This window comes from Calothrix anomala FACHB-343 (assembly GCF_014696435.1).
Classification (GTDB): Bacteria; Cyanobacteriota; Cyanobacteriia; order Cyanobacteriales; family Nostocaceae; genus Aulosira; species Aulosira anomala_A.
On sequence record NZ_JACJQG010000015.1, the window covers coordinates 1 to 20,871 of the forward strand.

Genomic DNA, 20,871 nt, shown 5'->3' on the forward strand with positions numbered 1-20,871 from the left:
AAGGGTGGGGCTAGAAATACGAAGCCTGCCTTCGCAGGCTATCAAACTTTTAGCCTGCGAAGGCAGGCTTTGTTGGTATAGCAATACCCTTCTAGGGTATTGCGTCAAAATTGGGATGCTCCCCATCGACAGTATTAGAAGATAAAAAAACCTCCCTTGAGGGAGGCTGAATTAATTGAGCGGAGACAATTTTGATAATTTACAGACGCACAACAGCGATCGCTCCTCCCAATGCGGAGAAAATAGCGGAGACAACGGCTGTTGCAAATAACCACCAAGCTGCTGTGGCGGCGGCTTTGCGGGTTTCTTCTGCTTGTCGCTGTGCTTGATGTTTGACTTGTTCTAAACGGCGTTGTGCTTCGTGGTGTAAGCGTTCGGCTCTTTGAAGAACGGTGTTGCGCGCGCCTTCAATTTGGTCAATAATCCGGTTAGCATCGTCTTCGGAAATATCTTCCCGGGAACTGATAATGGCGACTAAGGTATCGCGGTTAAATGAAGAGAGGCGATCGCGTAAGGCATCGAATCCGGCTTGGGGATCGTCAAATAATTGGCGAACATCACGCTTAATATTATCGTAGTTCAGTTCTGGACGCTCCAAAGAATTGAGATAGTTACGGATGCGGGCAAAAACCCCATCAATGACATCTTGGATGCGGCGCTGAATTCCGCGTATTTGCTCGACAAATTGCTCGCGTACCGAGACGATGTTATCTGCTATTCTGGCTGCTTCCTCATCGGTAATATCTTCGCGAATCTTCAGCAGAGCGATAATTGTCGAACGATCGAAATGCGCCAAGCGATCGCTAAAACTTTCAATCCCTACGCGCGGATCGTGCAGTAGTAATTGTAAGTCGCGCTTGATACCTTCAGGGTTGAGTTCTTCTTTACCTGTTTGCCGCAAATACTCTTCTAAATAGGCTTGGAAGGTTTCTACTCGCTGCTGAGTTCTGGTAGCTAAACGCCGCGGCGCACGCACTATATTGCGAATCGAATGTTGTACAGAATCAATGATTTCATTAACTTGCTGTTCGCTTAAATCTTGGCGTTGACTCAGTAATTTTACGAGTGTATCTCTGTCTACCTGAGATAAGCGACGACGCAGGGCTAAAGCGCCTTCTTGAGGGTTTTCAAACAAGCGATTTAAATCGCGCTGAATCCCTTCGGGGTTGAGTTCAGCTTGGCCTGTATTACGTAAGTAGTCAGCAATGGTAGTGCTAACCGAGTCGTATTGTTCCTTCGCTTTATCAACTACAGCTTGGGGCGCGTGGCGGATACTGTGCCATGAATGTTCTACTGTATCAATAATGCGATTTGCTTGGTCTTGGCTGATATCTTGGCGCTGACTCAACAATTGTACTAAGGTATCGCGATCGAAACGCGCTAATCTTGCTCTGAGAGCGATCGCTCCTCCTTGGGGATCTTCCAATAAGCGTTTGAGATCGGCGCGAATTGCATCGGGGTTGAGTTCGCCTTTGCCCGTATTACGCAGATATGACTCTAAATTTAGCCAGAGAGTTTCAGCTTGATATTTTGCTTGATCTGCGAGATTTTTTGATTCGATTAAAGCGCGATCGCGTTGTTTTTCTAAATCATCGAGAATCGCGTCGATTTCATAAGGCTGAATATCGTTGCGTTGAAACAGTATTTGCTGCATTTGGTGACGATCAATCGCCGCTAACCGCCGGGAAAGGGTTTCATAATCTGCATCTGGATCTGACAACAAAGGTCTAAAATCCCGTTCAATACCTTCCGTAGTTAAATCAGCTTTACTGGTAACAAGTAGATAGCTAGAAACGCGACGTTGCAAATCTTCTACTATTTCTCGTTCTTCAACCGCAGTTACCGTCACCAATACTGATTCGCGCACGGCTTCTAAGCGATCGGCTATGCGTTGAATTTGTCCTTGAGTCAATAGTCCCCGATTTTGCAAAATATTGACAAAATCATTGCGGGAAAGGCGCTCTAATTCCCGCCTAACTACTCCCGGATCGGCGGCTGGATCGTAGATAACATCGCGGAATTCTTGAGCAATTCTTTCTGGACTGAGTTGCCAAGCGTAAGTATTATACAAGTAGTTTTCCACATCAGCCCGAATCGGACTATAGGGTTGGGAAGCTGCGGGTAAACCTAGCTTATCGGCTTGTTCAGTAATTTTGTCTTTAGCAGTGGATAGAGATTGCCAAATTTTTTCTACATCTAAATCTGACAAGTCGGTTCTCCCCAAAACCACCCCAGTCAAAGCCGAAAGTCCTTGCTGGATTGTACTCTGAATTGGGCCTGGGGCTGCTTTTTGGTCAGCTTCTTTAGAACCACGAGTTTCTGCAATTAACCTTTCCAGCTTGGCGTTGAGTTCATCAGTTTTAGTTTGTCCTGGTGGGAGAGATTTAAGATAGTCAACTAACTCCCCTAAACGGTCTTGGGCTGGTGCTTGCTGGCTGACTACTTGTTGCCAGAGTTTATATAATGTATCAGCAATGCGCTTAACATCGCGTTTAGAAAGGTCAGTGCGACTGCTGACTAAATCGATAAACTTTTGGCGATCGATATTGCGTAAATCGGGGTTACTGGCGATCGCTTGAAATTGCGGATCTTTAAGTAAGTTTTCAAAATCACTGCGGATTTTTGATAGATCCAACTCTGGGGGACGCAACCTGTCGAGGTAATCTTCAACATTTTCCCTTATGCTACTTGGATCGATCCCGCTTCCGAGTTCCCGACGCACCGCAGCCGCAGCAGCCTCAGCTGTAGCTACAACTTGATTGCTCACAGTTTTAGCACCCAATGCAGCCGTCGCCGTCCCCATAATTGCTTGAAAGCCAGAGGTAGCAGTGTTCACCACTGAGCCAATTAAGGAACCGACTGTAGTTGAACTTACCCACATCAAGAGTAAAAAGTAAGCACCCCAAATTACTAGCCCTAAAGTTGCACCCAATCCCGGATCTAATACCAACAGACTGAGTTTTACTGCTAAAAAACAAGCAATTAATAAAGCAACCGTAACAGTAACTACCGTCCAAATGCCTACAGCTGTACCAATTTTGCGAATAGTACCGCCCAAACTTCCCGCTTCTTCGCGATCTGAGTCTGAGTCAGATGAATGTCCCAGGTAAGAAATACCCGCAGCCACCGAGAGATTTGTTAATACTATTTGAAAAGCAAAAGCGAGAATCACACCAGAGATTAAAGCCACAAAAAAGCGCGGCCCAGAAGTGAGAACCGATGCTTGTGCTGGCGATACACCTGTAGAGTCTACTGGAACCTGTGCCACCCACAACAGTGGTTTGTAGAGTCCCAGCATAATTTCTGTACTTTGAATCATTGTATTTCCTTTTTCTAAGCTTAAATTTGGGGAAATTAAGAATTACACGAGCAGAATTTTTCTATTTATTGGGAAAACAATCACGTCTGTAGCTTTCAGAATCGTGGAATTCAGGCATTGTCAGCATCTCTCCACAGTTTGAATAGCATATCTAACGCAGGATAGAAATATTGATTACACTTCTAGCAAAAGTCTGAATTTCTCAGTTTGGGTAAGCTTTTCAGGTTACTAGGCAAAAACATCAAAATATTTAGCGAAGAAGTTTATTAAATAGTTGGTAAAACTTGATAATTTCTAATTTTGAATAGAGATAAATATTTGTATTTTGTTGTGATTTTTGACAAAAAATTCAATCTCAATAAATATGCGATCGCTCCCCCATACTAAGAAGCGATCGCATAAATTAAGTAATTAATGACAGCTTACTTCACCTTGGCGCGGAAGCGGATAAAACCATAGGAATTAGTAGGCGTACCTGCTCCCGTCGCTTTGGGGATCGTATTTGCGCCGGAAACCACTTTCACAATCACAGCGCCATTAGTATTAGTCGCAGAACAGGTAGCACCGCCAGTTCCCGTATTTGCAGGGAAAAACTGACCGCGATCGCCATCTGTATTATCGCTACTCATGCGCTGAGTGGGAGCAGTAGGTAAACTCGTAGAACTCCAACCCAAAGCAATCCCTAAATCTGTACCCGTAGCTCCAGTGTCTATAGCAATACCCGTATCGCTATTAAAACCTTGGGTTTGGAAATTCGTATTTTCTGGAACTAAATCGCAAATCGTCACATTTTTAGAATCACTACCGCCTTTAGACAGAAAATACACCGTATATTCCAACATATCCCCAGGTTTCACAAAGCCGCCATCAATTTTGCCCCGGAGATAGGTAGTATTCGGCGTCGGCCATTTACCATCATTATCATCAGCAGCAGTTGGATCGGCAGCATTAGTATTATCTACAAATCCAGTTAAATCCACACCATTAATTGCTGTAATTCGTTTCACTAACAACAACTTAGGAGTATTCGAGAAAGTCACTGTATCACTACTGCTGTTGTTATTAGTATTCACATCTCCCCCACCGGAAACATTAGCAGTATTAATTACCGAAGGATTAGGATTAGTCGGCACAGAAACAGTTATAGCAATAACAGGATAACTAGCACCAGCAGCTAAACTATCGCTGCGAGTACAACTAATAGCCGCGCCTGTACTGGGACTACAAGTCCAACCTGTACCGCTAGCAGCAGTCGCAGTAAAGCCTGAAGGTAAAGTATCCGTCACCGTCACCGTTCCGCTACTAGCAGCACCACCAGCGTTAGAAACGGTCAAATTATAAGTTCCCGATTGACCAGAATTAAAAGTCCCAGAGTGAGTTTTACTAATAGTAATATCAGCACCAAAATAAACAGTATCTCCCTCACTATTATTAGAGACATTTACTGTATCGCCACCACCCGAAACACTCGCCGTATTACTTAATGAATTGGGAGCAGTCGCAGAAATATTCACATTAATCAGAACCGGACTGTAACTTTGTCCCGATGCTAGGCTATCACTGCGAGTACAAGTTACCGTTTGACCGCTAATATTACAATTCCAACCTGAACCGCTAGCCGTAGTTGGCGTAAATCCTGTTACTAGGGTATCTGTCACCGTCACAGTTCCGCTAGTAGCGCTACCACCAACATTACTCACCAGCAAATTAAAAGTTCCTGTTCCCCCTTTGAGGAATGTCCCAGTATGGGTTTTGCTCATAGCTAAATCCGTACCAGTGGAGCTACCCACACCATTATCATTATTACTGGTATTGATATCGCCACCACCAGAAACACTAGCAGTATTGACAATGTAAGTCGGGGGATTAGCCGCAACATTCACCGTCAAAGTAATATCTGGATAACTACCGCCATTAGCAGCTAATACAGAAGTGCGGGTACAAGTGACAGTTTGTCCGCTAATCCCACAAGTCCAACCCGTACCACTAGCAGCAACCGGAGTTAATCCTGTGGGTAAAGTATCGCTCACAGTTACAGTTGAACCATTTGTAGGTTTAGTACCAACGTTAACCACGCTCAGGGTATAAACTGCACTATTTTGTCCTGGACTTAAACTAGCTGGTGCTGTTTTAGTAATACTTAAATCTGTTTGATTGATATAGGTTGTGTCATTGACGTAATTATTGCTGAGATTATTTTCTGTCGTTGGGATAGCTACATTGGCGCTATTCAATAATTCATTCCGGGGATTATTACTAACTGTTACCCCTAAAGTAATTACCGGATAACTACTACCAGCTGTTAACCCATCATTGCGCGTACAAGTTACTGTATAGCCAGTTGTCGAGTTCCCTGTAGAAGAACAACTCCAACCCGTACCCGAAGCACTAGGCGCAGCAGCACTTAAATCTGGTGGTAGGGTATCTGTTACCGTAACAGTAGTCCCATTAGCTATTGATATACTACTGACATTGCTCACAGTCAAGCTGTAAGAACCCGTACCACCTTGATCGAAATTACCTGTGTGAGTTTTGGTAATTTTTAAATCTGGAGTACCAGCCGGCGCGACAATCGGCGTCGAATCGGTAGCTGTATTATTAGCATTATTAGTATCGCCACCACCGGAGACAGTAGCAGAGTTCACAGGTGTAGGTGATGTAGGTGCTGTACTGGAAACACTGACGCCAATCGTAATATCTGGGTAAGCATTATTACCACCATTTAAAACATCGCTAGTAGTACAATCTACCGTAAGTTGATTCGCGCTAATTGTGCAACTCCAACCTGTACCAGTAGCAGTGGTAGCAGTTAACCCAGAAGTTGAGGGTATGGTATCTTTTACTGTAACTGTACCAGATGTTGCTGCATTACCAATATTTATCACACTCAAGGTATAACTTCCTGCTTGCCCTTGCGTAAAACTACTAGGTGTATGGGTTTTGAGAATAGTTAAGTCAGGAACGCTATTCACCGTTGTTGTTTTACTGGCGGTGTTATTGCTACTATTCGATTCGCTACCACCAGAAACAATTACATTATTAGTGACAGTACTTGCAGCAGTAGTACTAATACTTACTGGCAAACTAAAGCTAGAAGTACCAGCAGCATTAATAACTGTGCTATTAGTACAGGTTACAGTTTGTCCTGTGTAACTACAACTCCAACCGCTAAAGGTACTAGGACTGGTAAAATTAGGCGTAATTCCCGTTGGTAAACTATCTATAACTGTAATTTGACCGCTACTAGCTACAGAACCACTATTAGTGACAGTCAGAGTATAACTACCAGTTCCGCCTTGAGTGAATGAACCAGAATCAGTTTTACTAATAGTTAAATCGGGTACGCCTGTAATAGTCAGGTTAACAGAACTAGTATTATTAGCTGTGTTCGTTTCCCCACCCGCAGCAGTGGGAGGAGCTGAGGGGAAAACATTAGTACCTGTCACTTGTGCAGTATTTGTTCTCGCACCTGTAGTTGCATTACCCGCAACCTGTACCGCCACTGTAATATCAGGATAACTAGAACCAGCAGCTAAAGCATCGCTGCGATTACAACTTACAGTAGCACCGACTGTGGGACAAGTCCATCCAGTACCGCTAGCGGAAGTTGCTGTCATTCCTGTGGGTAAGGTATCTGTGACATAAACTGTACTTGCAGTAGTAGCAGTTTGTCCCAGGTTACTAATTCGCAGGATATAATTTCCGCTTTGTCCTTGAGCTAAGGTAGTGGGGCCAATTTTACTAATAGTTAAATCTTGGGCTGTGGGTATAGTTGTTGTGAGGCTAAAACTATTATTGCTAGTGTTTTGTTCACTAGATTGATAACTAACGTTGCCAGTATTAGTAAAGCTGCCAGAAGTGGGTAAATTAGCAACGTTGAGAGTGATAGTTGGAAAATTACTACCAATACTAACTACATATTTAATTGTACAAGTAACTACTACAGGAGTACCAGCTTGATTACAAGTCCAGGTACTAACAGGAACGCTGATACTACTAACTGTAACTCCAGTAGGTAGAGTATCAGTCATAGTAACTGTTGAGTTAGATGCTGTATCTGCTGTCGCTCCACTACTATTAGCAACTGTAATCGTATAACTTCCCGTTGAACCTGTTTGAGTGAGGGTTTTAGAGGCGATTAAATCAGGAACCGCACTCCTACCAGTTGTGGTTGCGGAGGTATTGTTAGTGGTGTTTGTGTCACCGCCATTACTGGTGGCGTTAATAGTAACTGAGTTGGGAACATCAGTCCCTACACCTGTAGCAACAGTAACAGGGATAACAATACTTGCAGATGCGCCAGGTGCTAAGTTAGGGCTGGGGTTACTACAGGAAAAGTCTATGGGTGTTGTTCCTGCACTACAAGTCCAACCTGAAGGTGCTGTATAAGCACTAGGCCCGGGATAAGTAACTTTAGCATCAGTAATAGTATCATCAAACTGAATTGCTCCGGTTGTGGTTGAACCACCATTATTAGTCACAGTAATTGTATATTTAGCTGTAGTACTATTAGCACTAAAATCACCAGAAGCAATTTTTAAAATAGTTACATCCGGGCCTGTACCAGTAGTTAAGGTTGTCGAGTTATTGTTAGTATTGCCATCTCCAGGAATAGATACTAAAGCTTGGTTGACAAAGCTATTACCAGAAGCAGCAGCACTAATAGTTACAGGTATTTGAAATGTAGAAGTTCCTGTACCCGCAGCTAAGTTAACTGTGCTGGTACAAGTTACCGTTTGTCCGCTAGCATTACAAGTCCAACCGTTGTTAGTAAAACTTGCGGAAGTTGCAGTTATCCCTGTGGGTAAAATATCTGTAACTGTAATTGTTGCCCCGTTTGTCGCCTGATTACCAATATTATTAACCGTGAGGTTGTATGTTGCTGTCCCACCTTTAGTAAACGATGTGGGGGTGCTGGTTTTACTAATAGTTAAATCAGGTGAGGAACCAATCTGTACTGATAAATTAGCTGTGTTGTTACTGCTGTTACCATCTCCGCCACCAGCGACAGTTGCAGTATTAGTGACTACGCCTGCTGTAGCGTTAGCTGGGACATCTGCAGTAATAATTATGTTGGGTAAATTTGCATTTGTGGCAAAAATGTCGCTGCGCGTACAAGTTACTACTTGTCCAGAAGTATTACAAGTCCAACCATTAGCACTGTTATCTGTACTAATTTTTGTCGCATTTGGTGTTAAACCTGTGGGTAAGGTATCTGTAACTGTGATGGTACCAGAAGTGCTGACTGTACCAATATTTTGCACTGCTAGAGTATAACTGACACCAGTTTGTCCTTGACCAACACTTACAGGCCCGGTTTTAGTAATTGTTAAATCTGGTGCGGGGTTAATATTAACATTAACTGTGGAGGAATTATTAGTTGTATCTTTATCATTTGGTGTGGAAACAGTCGCAGTATTGGCAATATTGTTACCGCTAATTGTGGGTTTCACAGTTAAGGTAATACTGCTGGTTCCATTCGCCGGAATTACACCAGAATTAGAGAAGTTTAATGTTCCTCGATCGCCTGCAGTACAGGTAGCACCTAAAGCATTTTTACAACTCCAACCGCTACCTGTGAAACTTTGAAATTGCATTCCACTGGGAAGATTTTCTTGGATAGTAGTTGTACCAGTAGTTCCGGCTGAGGTGCTAAGGTTGGAAATATTTAATGTGTAGTTAAAGTTTGTGCCAACAGTTAAAGTTCCAGATGGTGCAGTTTTGGTAATAGTTAAATCTGGAGCATCTACAACTGTAATATATGTAAGTCCTAACCCTGTACCATTATCAGCGTTGTAGTGATAACTAGAACCGGAATAATCTAAAATTAAGTGGCTAACTGGTACAGGATTAGCAACACCCGCAGCAGATGGCATTGCTAAAACTTTAATAGTATATACAGTACTTACATTATCACCAACTTTGGCATCACTATCACTGCCATCACCATACTGTTTAGGATAGTTAATACCATTACAAGCGCTAGAACTTTCATGATAGCCAATAAAACTAGGGTCAGCAATCCAACCGCAAGCATCTGCATAAACAGTACTATTTACTGTACCTGTAGGAGTTTGATAAGTAGTTTTAACTCGTAATAACTGAAAAACTATATTCGGAAAGTCCGAAGTTAATGTTAACTGGGGATAACCTGTAGCTGTGGCACCTTTGAGTTCAAAATCATAAGTTCCACCGACGTAAACTGTGTTAGAGCCAGTGGTTAAGTTAGTAAAAGAATAGATGCTATTACGTGCTTGAGAAATTAATCTTTCTACGTATAATTGCCTACCAGCCGGAGTAGAAGCAGGGCTGGTATTATCGGCTGTAGCTGTAATTTGATATGGTAATGTGGCGTTATAAGAGCTAGAATTACGAGCTACTTTTATGTTGTAATAACCATCAAAGCAATTAGCAGGAGTAAAGTTAATATTATATTTTGCTCTTCTTGTTTGTCCTCCGCCTGAGTTGGGATAAGCAACTTCTGGATCTGGCCCGCTTGGCAAGGAAACTAATTGCGGAATACCGGGAACTGTGGTTTTACTGATAGTTTGAAATGCGGGAAATTGTAAACTAATAGCACTGCTACCGCTAGAATTAAATGTCAGCTTTAAGTTATTAGCTGGACTACTTCCAACGTTACAAACTCGCGCACCAACAACATAAGTATTCGGCCCCACGTTAACGTTATTACTATCTAAACCCACAAAATCCCAGGTTAGCGGCTCAATAATTAAACTGGCTGCGGCTAAAGCTGGTGATGCAAAAAATAAGCCAATTCCTGTAAAGTTAATGGTAAATAGGAACGCTGTTAAGCTGGTGATGATAAATCTAGCAAGATTATTTCTATTAGCTAGTTGATATTTCTCATTTTTAGTAATTATCCTGACAGATTTCTTGAATAAAGATTTGGTAAATTTAGTCAAAAATATCAATATAATCGCTAAAAATGAGAAAATATATTTGAGGATAAGTTTAAATATCAAAATCCAGCATAAATTAATAATTTTGGCAAAGTTTTTAACTGATTTATTGATTATTCTCATATCTAATTAGCATTTATATGACGAATTAATGCCGGGTAGGCTGGCTCAGAGGTTCCATACTGGGGATGAATTGCGATCGCACTTAACCGTTCTCCGTCCTTTAGGTTTCCCAATTTCACAGAGAATCTATCAGTATCATTGGTAATTTATGATGCGATCGCATAAGTATTTCATCACAGGTGCTGAGTTGCTCTCAGGCTCTAGCCATTCACATCATGTTTGCGAAACATCAATTACGATTAAGGGCACAAAATTATTGTGCCCTTGTCTGTATGTCGTATTTTTGATTTAAATTGGTATTACTTCACCTTGGCACGGAAGCGCACAAAACCATAAGAATTAGATGGAGTACCCGTTCCCGTTGCTTGTGGGAGGTTGGCTAAATCTGGACTACGAGTTACATTTACTACTACTGCTCCATTAATATTACTACCGCAGAACGATGGCGTAGATGAATCGTTAGCACTATAGTAACGTCCGCGATCGCTACTATCTTGGATATTACTCAGGTAAACTGTAGGATTTGTAGAACCAATTGCTAGAGCAATACCTTGATCGGCTCCTGCCAAACCACCATCATTAGGAGTTTGACCATTAAAAGCATTGGGAACAAATGTAGTATTTTGAGGAACTAGATCGCAGATCTTCACATTAGTACTGTTATTATCGCCATTAGAAAGAAAATAAATAGTGTATTCTAACTCATCTTGAGGAATCGCATTCGTTTTGATCGCACCACGCAAATAGTTGCTAGGCCATTTTGGATCGTTATCATCAGCAGCATAAGCAGGTGCTACATAGTTAGAGGCTGTTACCGCTACATCACTGCGTCCATCGATCAAATCATTAATGTCTTGGGTATTGATGCGAGTAATACGTTTAACTAGCAGTAATTTTGGCTTGCCAAGTACAGTGACATCTTCACTAGTGCTGGAAGTAGCACTATAGGTAGCATTCGTTGTTCCGGTGGTGGTGGTACGTTGAGGATCGAGATAAGTTGCTGTAGCAGTATTCTGATACTGACCAGCCGCTACAGTGTTTGGCACATTGGCGACAAAGGTAATTTGTACCGATCCACCACCAGGAATGGAAAATGTTCCCCAACTAGGACTCGTACTACTAGGACTAGGATTGCTAACTGAAGTGCGAGTAGCACCTCCTGTCAGGACAGGTGCTGAATTGGAAGCATAAGTGAAGCCACTGGGAAGCGTATCAGAAATTGCCACCTGAGTCGCAGACGCTTTATTAGCAGCGTTAGATACCGTGATTGTATATGTAGCTGTAGTACCTGCTGGGAGATTACTGATTGAGGGTGTAGAGGTAGTCTTAGTTACGGTTAATTGAGCCGAGCATTCTGCACCTGATGCTACCCCAGGAACTACACCTGCTACTATCGGCACTACTAACCCTGTACCTGCTTCTGAGTCAAAAGGTAGCGCCATAGTTGAGCCAGTACGACCAGAATCACCCCCATCTAATCCTCCAGCCGCTACAGTGGCTGAATTTGGAGAAGCATTAGTGACAATTACCCCACCACCACCACCACCGCCGGGCCCGTGCGCCTCGCTAAACACGGCATTACCGCCCTTACCACCCTTAACACTGATAGTCAAACCAGCAAGAGTACCAGTTTTGCTGGTGATAAACACTGTGCCACCACCGCCGCCACCACCGCCACCGTCTCTAGTGACATCAAGAGCGGTAGCTCCATTGGCATTGATTGTGCCTGTACCGCTAACTGTATTAGTCCGAATCATCACCATACCACCACCAGCAGTACCGCTACTATTCAAACCGCTATTAGTACCTGTGTCATTTGCAGGTGGGTAAGTTGAACTATTATTGGTAGTTCCAGCACCACCACCGCCTCCTAATATCAAGCGAGTAGTAGAAGCAGGAAATTCCTTACCGCCAAAGCCACCTGTTGTGACTTGCGAAGACCAAGCTCTCCCACCACGACCACCACGACCACCATTACTACCACCACCGCCACCGGAGTTTTGATCATTACTACCAGGGTTACCATCGGTACTACCGCCGCCAGCATTACCAGGAGCACCACGGCCATTACTACCATTGGGGTAACCTTCAACTCCCGTATTTGATAATGTGGGAGATGTAGAACTACCTGATGTATTAAAGGTACTCAGCACATAGCGAGGAGTACCAGCAATTCCTTCACCTTTAGCGCCGTTATTATTAACTGTGGCATTTGTACGGAAGTCTGTATTATTACCGCCACCTCCGGTAAGTTGACGACCGCCACCACCCCGGAAACCTCTACCGCTAACATCGACAGTGCCAGTTAAATTGAGATTACCAGCAACATCGTAAGCAAGAATACCGCCTATAGAACCATTCCAAGGAAACGCAGTCGCATTACCTAAAGTTGCACTAGAATACTGCGGTACTCTAATTACTTGGTAGGTACTTTGACCCTTAGTACCACTAGCAGTAGCAGTAACATAACTATTCACTAGTCCGTTACTCGCACCAGCACCGGTAATTGCAACAGCACCACCACTAACTGCACTTGTAGCGACAACAAACTCATAAGTACCGGCTGTAGTTGCTGTCCAGCCACTGGCCCCCGTACTCGGTTGAGGATTAGTGATATTAGGAACATCGCCACTAGTACCATCACCATAGGCATCACTATTACTAGAGTTAATAGTAGCGTCTTGCATTTGAATAACTAGTAATAAATCTCCAGCTGCGATCGCTGTATTGGTAGACGGAGTAGCAGCACCTACTGGTATAGATTTTGTCCCAGCACTGGCATTTGCAGTCCCAGGGTAATAAGTGTTGATAATACTAGTAAGAGTTCCCCCAGGCCCATCTTTACCAGGAGTTGCACAGGGATAAGTTACCTGAGCCAAAACACGAGAGTCTTGCTCTCGTAAGGGAACTAAGTAAGAAACCAAGAAGCAAAATATTAATAAAAGACAAGTTAACAGTCTTTTCCCAGACTTACGTTTTTTATTTCCCAGACGCAAAGTAATGAACTCAGATACCAACCAAGCGATCGCCATCAAAATAGTACTAATTATCTGAGTAAAAATAGGAATCCAAGAAATGGAAGAGTGGTGATTGTCTGGGTGCTGTGTCATGGAATGGCGATTGTCTATTTATCAATTATGAATTCGTCAGAGAGCTAGTCTAGGGGTAATCACTTGAGAGCGCGAATCAGGGCTAAATCTGCTGGTTCAGATGTTCCATATTGGGAATGAATTGCGATCGCACTTACTCGTTCTCCCTCTTTTAGATTTCCCAATTTCACAGAGAATCTACCATCACTATCGGTATTTACTGTGGCGATCGCTTCGTTTAATGTGCCTATATTGCCACTCGTTTCACTGACTTTATAAATTTCCACTACGGAATCAGGAGCCGCTAAACCATCCAGGGTTACTGACTCATCTTGTAAAATAAAAAACTCTCGACTGAGAAAGCTGGGTGCATCAATGCCAAAGTTACCCGCTTGACGGTGACGCTGGTAGCTGTCATGGACTGGATTTACCCCATCACCTTGTTGGTAGTCAATCACACCAACATTTTGCTGACTTACCAAGTCAATGCTTAGTCCCTGTAGTTTGGCAAATTGGTTATTTTGAATTTTGTTACCTTGGCTTTGGGGATAAGCGGCGATTGTTACCCCTGTCCCTGGCTGATTGGTGATTTTGTTATTCACCACTTCATGTCCCTTACCCATCAGGTAAATTGCGGCTCGCTGCAACTGTTGACCGTTATTAGTGATGGTGTTATCGCGAATTTTTACTGAACCTTGCGGTTTAAATAAGTACAAACCACTGCCAGCGTTAAATTGAATGGAGTTAGCAGTAATTTCAGTATTATTAACTATACCTTCTAAACGAATCGCATCAGGCATTCCTGCCAAGCCATTGTGAGTAATAATGTTGTTCTTAACTTGTAAATTTTCTGCCCGAACCGAGGTAATAATACCGCTACCATCATGATGGGCAATGCGATTATTTTGGATAGTTGTTCCCACACTGTTAAACACAGATATGCCAAAAGCCGAGGTTTTAGTAGGGATACTTCCATCTGGTGCTATACCCAGCCAGTTATTTTCAATTACCACATCTTTCGGCGGTGTAGAGGAGAGATTTTGATGTTTTTTATTCTCGAAAACTTCCGAAAGTGGTGCAATAAAAATATCTGCGGGGGGGAGACTCGCAGTAGCGCCATGACGAGCATTAAATCCATAGATACTTAAGCCGCGAATAGTCACCTCATCAGCAACGACAGTAAAACCACGGATGACATCTGCGTTGTTAATAGGCGTAATAGCGACAACGGGTGATTTAGCCTCATCATATCCTGGTTGTGTAGTGCCATCGATTAGCAAACCAGGACTAGCTAGGGGTGGTAACAATTCTTGGATTGCGATCGCTCTTTCTTGAGGTGGTAAATTAAACTCAATGCGAGAGGATAAATTATTACCAAGGCTTTGTACCTGAGTTTTTTCGCGATCGCTCAACTGCTCAATTGATAAGGTACCATTAACCAGTGCGATCGCTTCTCGTAAAGTCACTACATCATCAGCCTGTATCGCCCCATCTTGGTTACTATTTACCACTACTCTCATAGAAGGTGAAACAGACTGACTTACAGCGACTTCAGCTAATGTCAATACTAAAACAGCCGTAATCAAAATTTCATTCCCGAATACAGACCGATAAAAATTGATTACTTTAAGAAAAACCTTCATATATTTAACTTTTCATCTAAAATCTGAAAAATAGACAATCTTATACCAATTTGAAAAAAGAATGCGACAGATACATAACCTCAACACCTTGTTCTGTCTGGATTCTTAATTTTGAATTTTGCGGAAAGTCTGAGCGGAGGTTTCCTCCGATCAGAACTTTCCAAGAGAGAATTTTGAATTTGAATTGGTATTACAGCATTTTTGTCTTGATATTTCCTAATGTTGAATTTTTTTTCAATCGTTGTGTTACAGATTCTTGCTGCTGGGGTGGCGCAATTTTTTGCTGTCCAAAACCATCAAATAATTCGTTGAGTTTGAGTGTTAAACCCAAATAAGCACCACCAGCAGAACGAGTACCGGAAAAATCCCGGTCATCGACTCGACCAAACACATAGCCAGCAGCCAAACGCAAATTAGGACTTAGATAATAACCCGCTTCAATGACAAAACCTGTTTCGGTGTAAGTAGATTGATTAATTACCCGCGCCTCACCTACCAAATCCATGCTGTATCCCAGGCGATAGGTAGCGCGAAATTGTGCCAGATTGACCGTATTTGTACCAACTAAATCGTTAGCTAGGTAAGAGGTACTGTGACGCAGAGCATATTTACCATAAAATTCCCATTGCCAGTTAGGTGCATAAATAGCTTCTACTGCAAAAGTATGGTCTTCTGAACCTGTACCGCTTCCTAAAAGGATGGTGTCAGGGGTAGTTGCGGGATTTTGGCGATATTCATAACGCAAGAGGGCGTTAAATTTATCGTTGTTGGGGTCGCGATAAGCTAAACCCACCTTCAGGTTGACTGTATCTCCTAATCCTGTCAGCCGTTGATTAGCAGAATTTGCTTGTTGATAACGTACCAAAGCTGTCAGAGATGGAGAAATTTTCCCCGTAGCTGCGGCGGAGATGACGGTATTAGAACCACCAGAGGAACTACGATGTTCGTAGCGGGCGCTGGCTTGAAAATCAGGGTTATCACTGTATTCTAGTCCAACACTGTAACTATCGCCACCATCAAATCCAATGGAAGAAGCACTTTGACCGGGGGCGAAAGGTTGGGCAAATTGTTGACCTGCACCAGTGCGTTGGAAGAAACTACCAAATACATGTTCGTAAGCCAAATTTAACCGCAAACCAGGGGCAATAGTCCAGCGATTATTCAAACCAATTGCGCCTTGGGTAGTGATTTCGTTAGCACCGCCCAAAATTGAGTAACGACCAGTGATAGTGGTATCTCTACCGAGTTTGTGTTCTCCGTTGACGCTAAGGCTAGTAATAGAGTTACCAGAAAGTTGACCGCCACTGTAAAATTGTTGTGCTAGGCTAACATTAATCCCAGGAAGAACAGCCCAATTCAAACCAAAAATTGTCCGGTCTGGATAGACAGCATCTTTAGAGGCAGATAAAGTTAGTTCATTTTGCGCTTGGAAAGTCAGGTTTTTGGCTATGGGGATAGTCAGACGCGATCGCAGTTGGTCAGAATTACTACGTAGATTATTTGTAGCCATTCTATCTTCCCGATTGCGATGAATCCATTCCACATCAGCAGTAACAGTACCGAACTTTTGTTGAATTCCGGCGGAAATTGTCGTTAAGGAGTTATCAACCTTACTTCCAGGAACCGCTTGCGCACGGGGTGAAAATAATTCTTCAAAGGTATCTAAAGGTTGGGGTGCAATGCCAAAATTATCTTCATGGTCATATTGCAATCGCACATTTGTGGTTGAAGAAACTTTACCTGTAACTTGCGCGCCATAGCGAGTTTGACCGGGAACAAAGCTAATCGTGGCATTATTAGCAAAGCCAGTATCGGCAAACCGATAATAAGCACGACCTTGAATACCTGGTAAAATCTGCCCTTCAGCTTCTACACGATAAGCTGCACCATTAACTTTACCCATGACATCCGAGTTATTACTGGAATGGGCATATTCAGCGATTACCTTACCCTGAGAACCCAAACTAATAATGGCATCTGCACCGTAGAGTTCAAAACTACGCACTCCTTGATTTTCTTGAATGTAGGTTGCGCCTATCCAACTTTCACTGTTAAATTTACGAGAAAAGTTATATTGCAGACGCGCTGCATAGATATTGCTGTCCGAGTCCTTGCTATCGTATTGATAGGTAACAACAATCCGCCGTACTAAAACTTGACCATATTCATCAACATCTGTACGCAGAATCGGTTGACGGAATAATAAAGTTCCGCGATCGTAGTCGATTTCGTAGTCTGGGCCTCGGTTTAACTGCTGGCGTTGTAAAACAGTACCAGGACGATTCAATTCTTCTAATTCTAAAAAGACATTTTCACTTCCTGCAAGCAAGATGCGGCGCGAGAGGAAATAATAACCGCTAGTACCATCAGGAGCAATGGTATCCCGTTGAAAACCCTCTAAGTTGTTGCCGTAGAATCCAGTAAATTGGAAATTCCCTAAGTTGTAATTGGCTTTAAAACCGTGGAGTTGACGAGTAATTGCTGTAAATTGCTGTGACGAACGGGCAAATTCCTCAGTATTGTAGTCACCCCACATAGCATAATCGGGGCTAGCACCAGGAATCTTTGGAGAACGCTCTAAACGCAGAAATACGCTATCAATAGAGGGTGTAACTACCTCTACTCTCGAACTATCGCCATATACAGGATAGTTTTGTTCGCTGAATTGATTATTGCGAAATAGGCGATTATCACAGTTACAATCTTCGTTGAGAGTGCGAGAACTATTGTATGCACCAGTAAACAACCATTCACCGATCGCACCTGTAGCAAATACTGCTGAGTGAAAGTCTAACTGAGTACTATTGTCTTTGTCTGGGGGGAGAAAATCACGGAAACTACCGTAATAATTCGTACCTCTAGCCCCGAAGCGCAAATCCACTACCCCAGTCAAAATACTCGGACGCAAAGCGGTTTCAAATTGTAAGCTGGTAAAAGCTTCTAACTGATTAGCATTAGCTTTAATAGTTACTGTTTGCGCATTTAAAGTAGATTTCAGCTTGGCTGTAAATTCTCCTTGTTTCACCTCAACCTGAAATCCTGGTTGATCGGGTTTAAAATCTGCACCGATAAACTCCCCAGCATTAGCGGCTAAAGTAACAACAGTATCCCATTTAGAAGGGTTGTTATTGGCATCTAACAGCTTACCTTTGATTGTGGCTGTAGAACGCCCATCTGCGGGAATCCGCGCCTCTACAGTTTCTAATTTTATTTGTGTGGGTGTTCCCCGCACCATCACTCGTCTACTGACAGCCGGTGCAGTTGAACCGACAATTTGAGCAGTGATGGTATTTTCCCCTTCCTTTAAAGAAACCCCATACCATGTCTGCGTAACTAATTTAGTTGCCGAATCAGTAGCTGTACGTCCAATTTGTGAAGGATCGGCTAACTGTCCATTGACTCGTAATTCTACCTTAGCTCCTTGAGAAAATTCTAGAATTACCGTAGTAGCTGCCACATCAACTAATTCATCAGGTGTGGGAGCGAGGATTTTAACGCTGGTAGCAACATCTGGTGTAGATGTTTGTGTCCCATTGGCGATTTTTTCTAAGCCTCTAGGTAACTTAATATCAGATGTTGCTGGGAAAGGTTGGATACCAGCCGTAGTAGATAGATTTTCGCTATCAGCTGCTATTTGCTGTAAACCTCTAGATAATTGAATATTAGCTGCTGGTTGAAATGGTTGTATTGTACCAGTAGGTAATTGTTGATCGGATGCTACTTGCTGTAAACCTCTAGATAATTGAATATCAGCTGCTGGTTGAAACGGTTGTATACCAACAGGTTCTGTTTCAGATGACGGACAGAGGGAAGAGGTTTTTTGCTCTGTAATTTCTGATGTAACCTTGGTGTTGCAACGGTTTAAGTCCTCAGACAAACTCGCAAAGTTAGCTGATAGTTGTTTATCTTCGGACTTGGTGCTTTCTTCAACCTCTAACTTGTCCGTTACTAAAGAGGATATTTCCCCGTCGCTAAAGTTCTGTTGTTCTTGAATAACTGTAGTGTTTTCTGCTTTACCAATGACAGGATACAAAATTACACTTATAGATCCAGCTACAGCCGCGATTAATTGCAAATTGAAAATATGGGTATGGTGCAGTCTGGTTTTCATTTCTTCACCTCTGAGTTAAAGGTGGGAGTGACTGCAAAGTTCATGCGTACCATACCACCAGGTTCTAAACGCACTAACCGAGATTGGCTATTGCGTTCGCGGAAGCGGACATTAGGTGCAAGGGTATAGCCAGGAAGACTACTCAAGTCGAGAACGCCTGTATGGTTTCCTGGTAAAACGTTGGCGAGGGAAAACAAACCATTGGGATCTGTGGTGATGCGGTTCCCATCTTCTAGGAAAATCACCGCATTCGGTACGCCGGGTTCGCCTGGTTGTTGTTCGCCGTCAAAATTTTTGTCTACGAAAACCCGACCGATAATAGTACCGCAGTCAGAGACAATTCCCGGCCGAATTTTTAAAGAGTGAGTAGCTGGCCCGTCTTTGACAGTAAAATCGTTATCTATGCGTTGGGCGTTGACAATTGCGGAATTGCGCCCTGAACCGCGCACCGCATCAGGTGTCAGTTGGGTGGCGTAGGCAATATTAATAACGCTACCAGGTGCGATCGCTTCTGTAGTCCGCAGAATAATTTCCGATCCACTAGTTTCGGCAGTAAAGGTGATTGCTTGACCATTAGCCTCACCCCGCACCGATTGCGGCAGAAATTTGAAGCCTAAAGGCAAAGTATCATTAACTACTATATTATCTAATGTACTGTCAGCAACATTTTTCAGGGATAGGCGATAAATTACCGTATCTCCAGGTTCAGCAGCAGCGCGATCGGCTGTTTTAATAATTTGCAACTGTTGTGTTTGACACATACCTAAATCCAGTTGCATCGGTAATAAATCTAGTCCAATGCGTTCAGCATCGGAAATTAAAACCGTATCACTGACCTGGGTTGTACCTTGTACGCTGATTGGTAAACCATCTATAGAAGTAGCAGTATACTGAACTAACTTGTTACTACCATCACCAGTGTTACTAACAATTGTTAATTTAATGCGTCTTTGCGTATAAATAGAGTTGGCAGGCGGATTGACTACCAAAATATAAGTTTTACCTTGATCGGCTTGTCCCTTGTCTTGATCGAATAAGAAATTATAGTATCCCTCCGTCGCATCTGTTAGCGAAAAGGGGTTAACATTGTCGGCATTTGGGTTAATGCCTTTAGAAATATTATTATTAGGAATATCCGGTACTTCTGTTCTGGTTAATGATACTAATTGCCCTAGTTCTGTACCTAGTGTATCGCTAGCTAATGGTTCATATAAAGCTACAGAAAATCCTTGATAACTAGGTAATTTTTGCCCACCACAACCAAGGATTCTTCCTAATGGGTCAATTAATTGTCTAGAGTTAGAAATATTTTCAACGAGACTAGAACTACCTTGAAATGTATATTGACTATCTTGATCTGTATAAGTATATGTAGCTTGGTTATTGATTGCTAGAGGCGTAGCCTCATTATTAATTTGTGCAAAAACAGGTACTGGGGTTTGTAAGAAACTTCCTGCTAAGATGGTTATCGCTAACCGCTTAAACCAGCCACCATCAGAAATCTGATGCTGCAAACTTTGACGGCGCACTGAATTTTTCTCCTGTTGAATTGAAGTAAGTAATTAGTAATTGGTTATTTGCCATTGATTATTTGTTATGAATAATTACAAGCAATACAGTCAGCACAAGTATGAAAAATTGAATTGCAACTATGACTTATTTGGAT

6 protein-coding genes are annotated in these 20,871 nt (G+C 42.7%); all 6 read right to left on the bottom strand.

All coding sequences use genetic code 11. From position 1 onward, the window contains the following. Positions 1 to 199: 199 nt before the first annotated feature. The 6 genes from H6G08_RS10630 to H6G08_RS10655 all read right to left on the bottom strand — a co-directional run bounded on the left by H6G08_RS10630 (position 200) and on the right by H6G08_RS10655 (position 20,734). The gene (locus H6G08_RS10630) at positions 200 to 3,319 is read right to left on the bottom strand and encodes an MFS transporter (RefSeq protein ID WP_190541479.1); all 3,120 of its coding nucleotides are present in this window, start codon (positions 3,317 to 3,319) and stop codon (positions 200 to 202) included. A gap of 422 nt (positions 3,320 to 3,741) precedes the next feature. Then, entirely contained in the window at positions 3,742 to 10,242 is a 6,501-nt protein-coding gene (locus H6G08_RS10635) for a beta strand repeat-containing protein (RefSeq protein WP_242046120.1), read from the bottom strand. A gap of 419 nt (positions 10,243 to 10,661) precedes the next feature. Then, on the bottom strand, positions 10,662 to 13,472 hold the full coding sequence (locus H6G08_RS38120; RefSeq protein WP_199322489.1) for a beta strand repeat-containing protein: 2,811 nt from the start codon (positions 13,470 to 13,472) through the stop codon (positions 10,662 to 10,664). Positions 13,473 to 13,531: 59 nt separating this feature from the next. Next, complete coding sequence (locus H6G08_RS10645; RefSeq protein WP_190541485.1) at positions 13,532 to 15,094, bottom strand: right-handed parallel beta-helix repeat-containing protein; 1,563 nt, start codon at positions 15,092 to 15,094, stop codon at positions 13,532 to 13,534. A gap of 190 nt (positions 15,095 to 15,284) precedes the next feature. Further along, complete coding sequence (locus tag H6G08_RS10650) at positions 15,285 to 19,205, bottom strand: Ig-like domain-containing protein (RefSeq protein ID WP_190541488.1); 3,921 nt, start codon at positions 19,203 to 19,205, stop codon at positions 15,285 to 15,287. Continuing rightward, positions 19,202 to 20,734, bottom strand: a complete 1,533-nt coding sequence (locus H6G08_RS10655) for a CLIPPER-2 domain-containing protein (protein WP_190541492.1) — start codon at positions 20,732 to 20,734, stop codon at positions 19,202 to 19,204. Before H6G08_RS10655 ends, H6G08_RS10650 begins: the two co-directional genes overlap by 4 nt. Between the last annotated feature and the right edge of the window lie 137 nt (positions 20,735 to 20,871).

Bases quoted from the DNA above. Each gene is read 5' to 3' on its own strand.
- H6G08_RS10650 (WP_190541488.1), bottom strand. From the start codon at position 19,205: ATGAAAACCAGACTGCACCATACCCATATTTTCAATTTGCAATTAATC.
- H6G08_RS38120 (WP_199322489.1), bottom strand. From the start codon at position 13,472: ATGACACAGCACCCAGACAATCACCACTCTTCCATTTCTTGGATTCCT.
- H6G08_RS10630 (WP_190541479.1), bottom strand. From the start codon at position 3,319: ATGATTCAAAGTACAGAAATTATGCTGGGACTCTACAAACCACTGTTG.
- H6G08_RS10645 (WP_190541485.1), bottom strand. From the start codon at position 15,094: ATGAAGGTTTTTCTTAAAGTAATCAATTTTTATCGGTCTGTATTCGGG.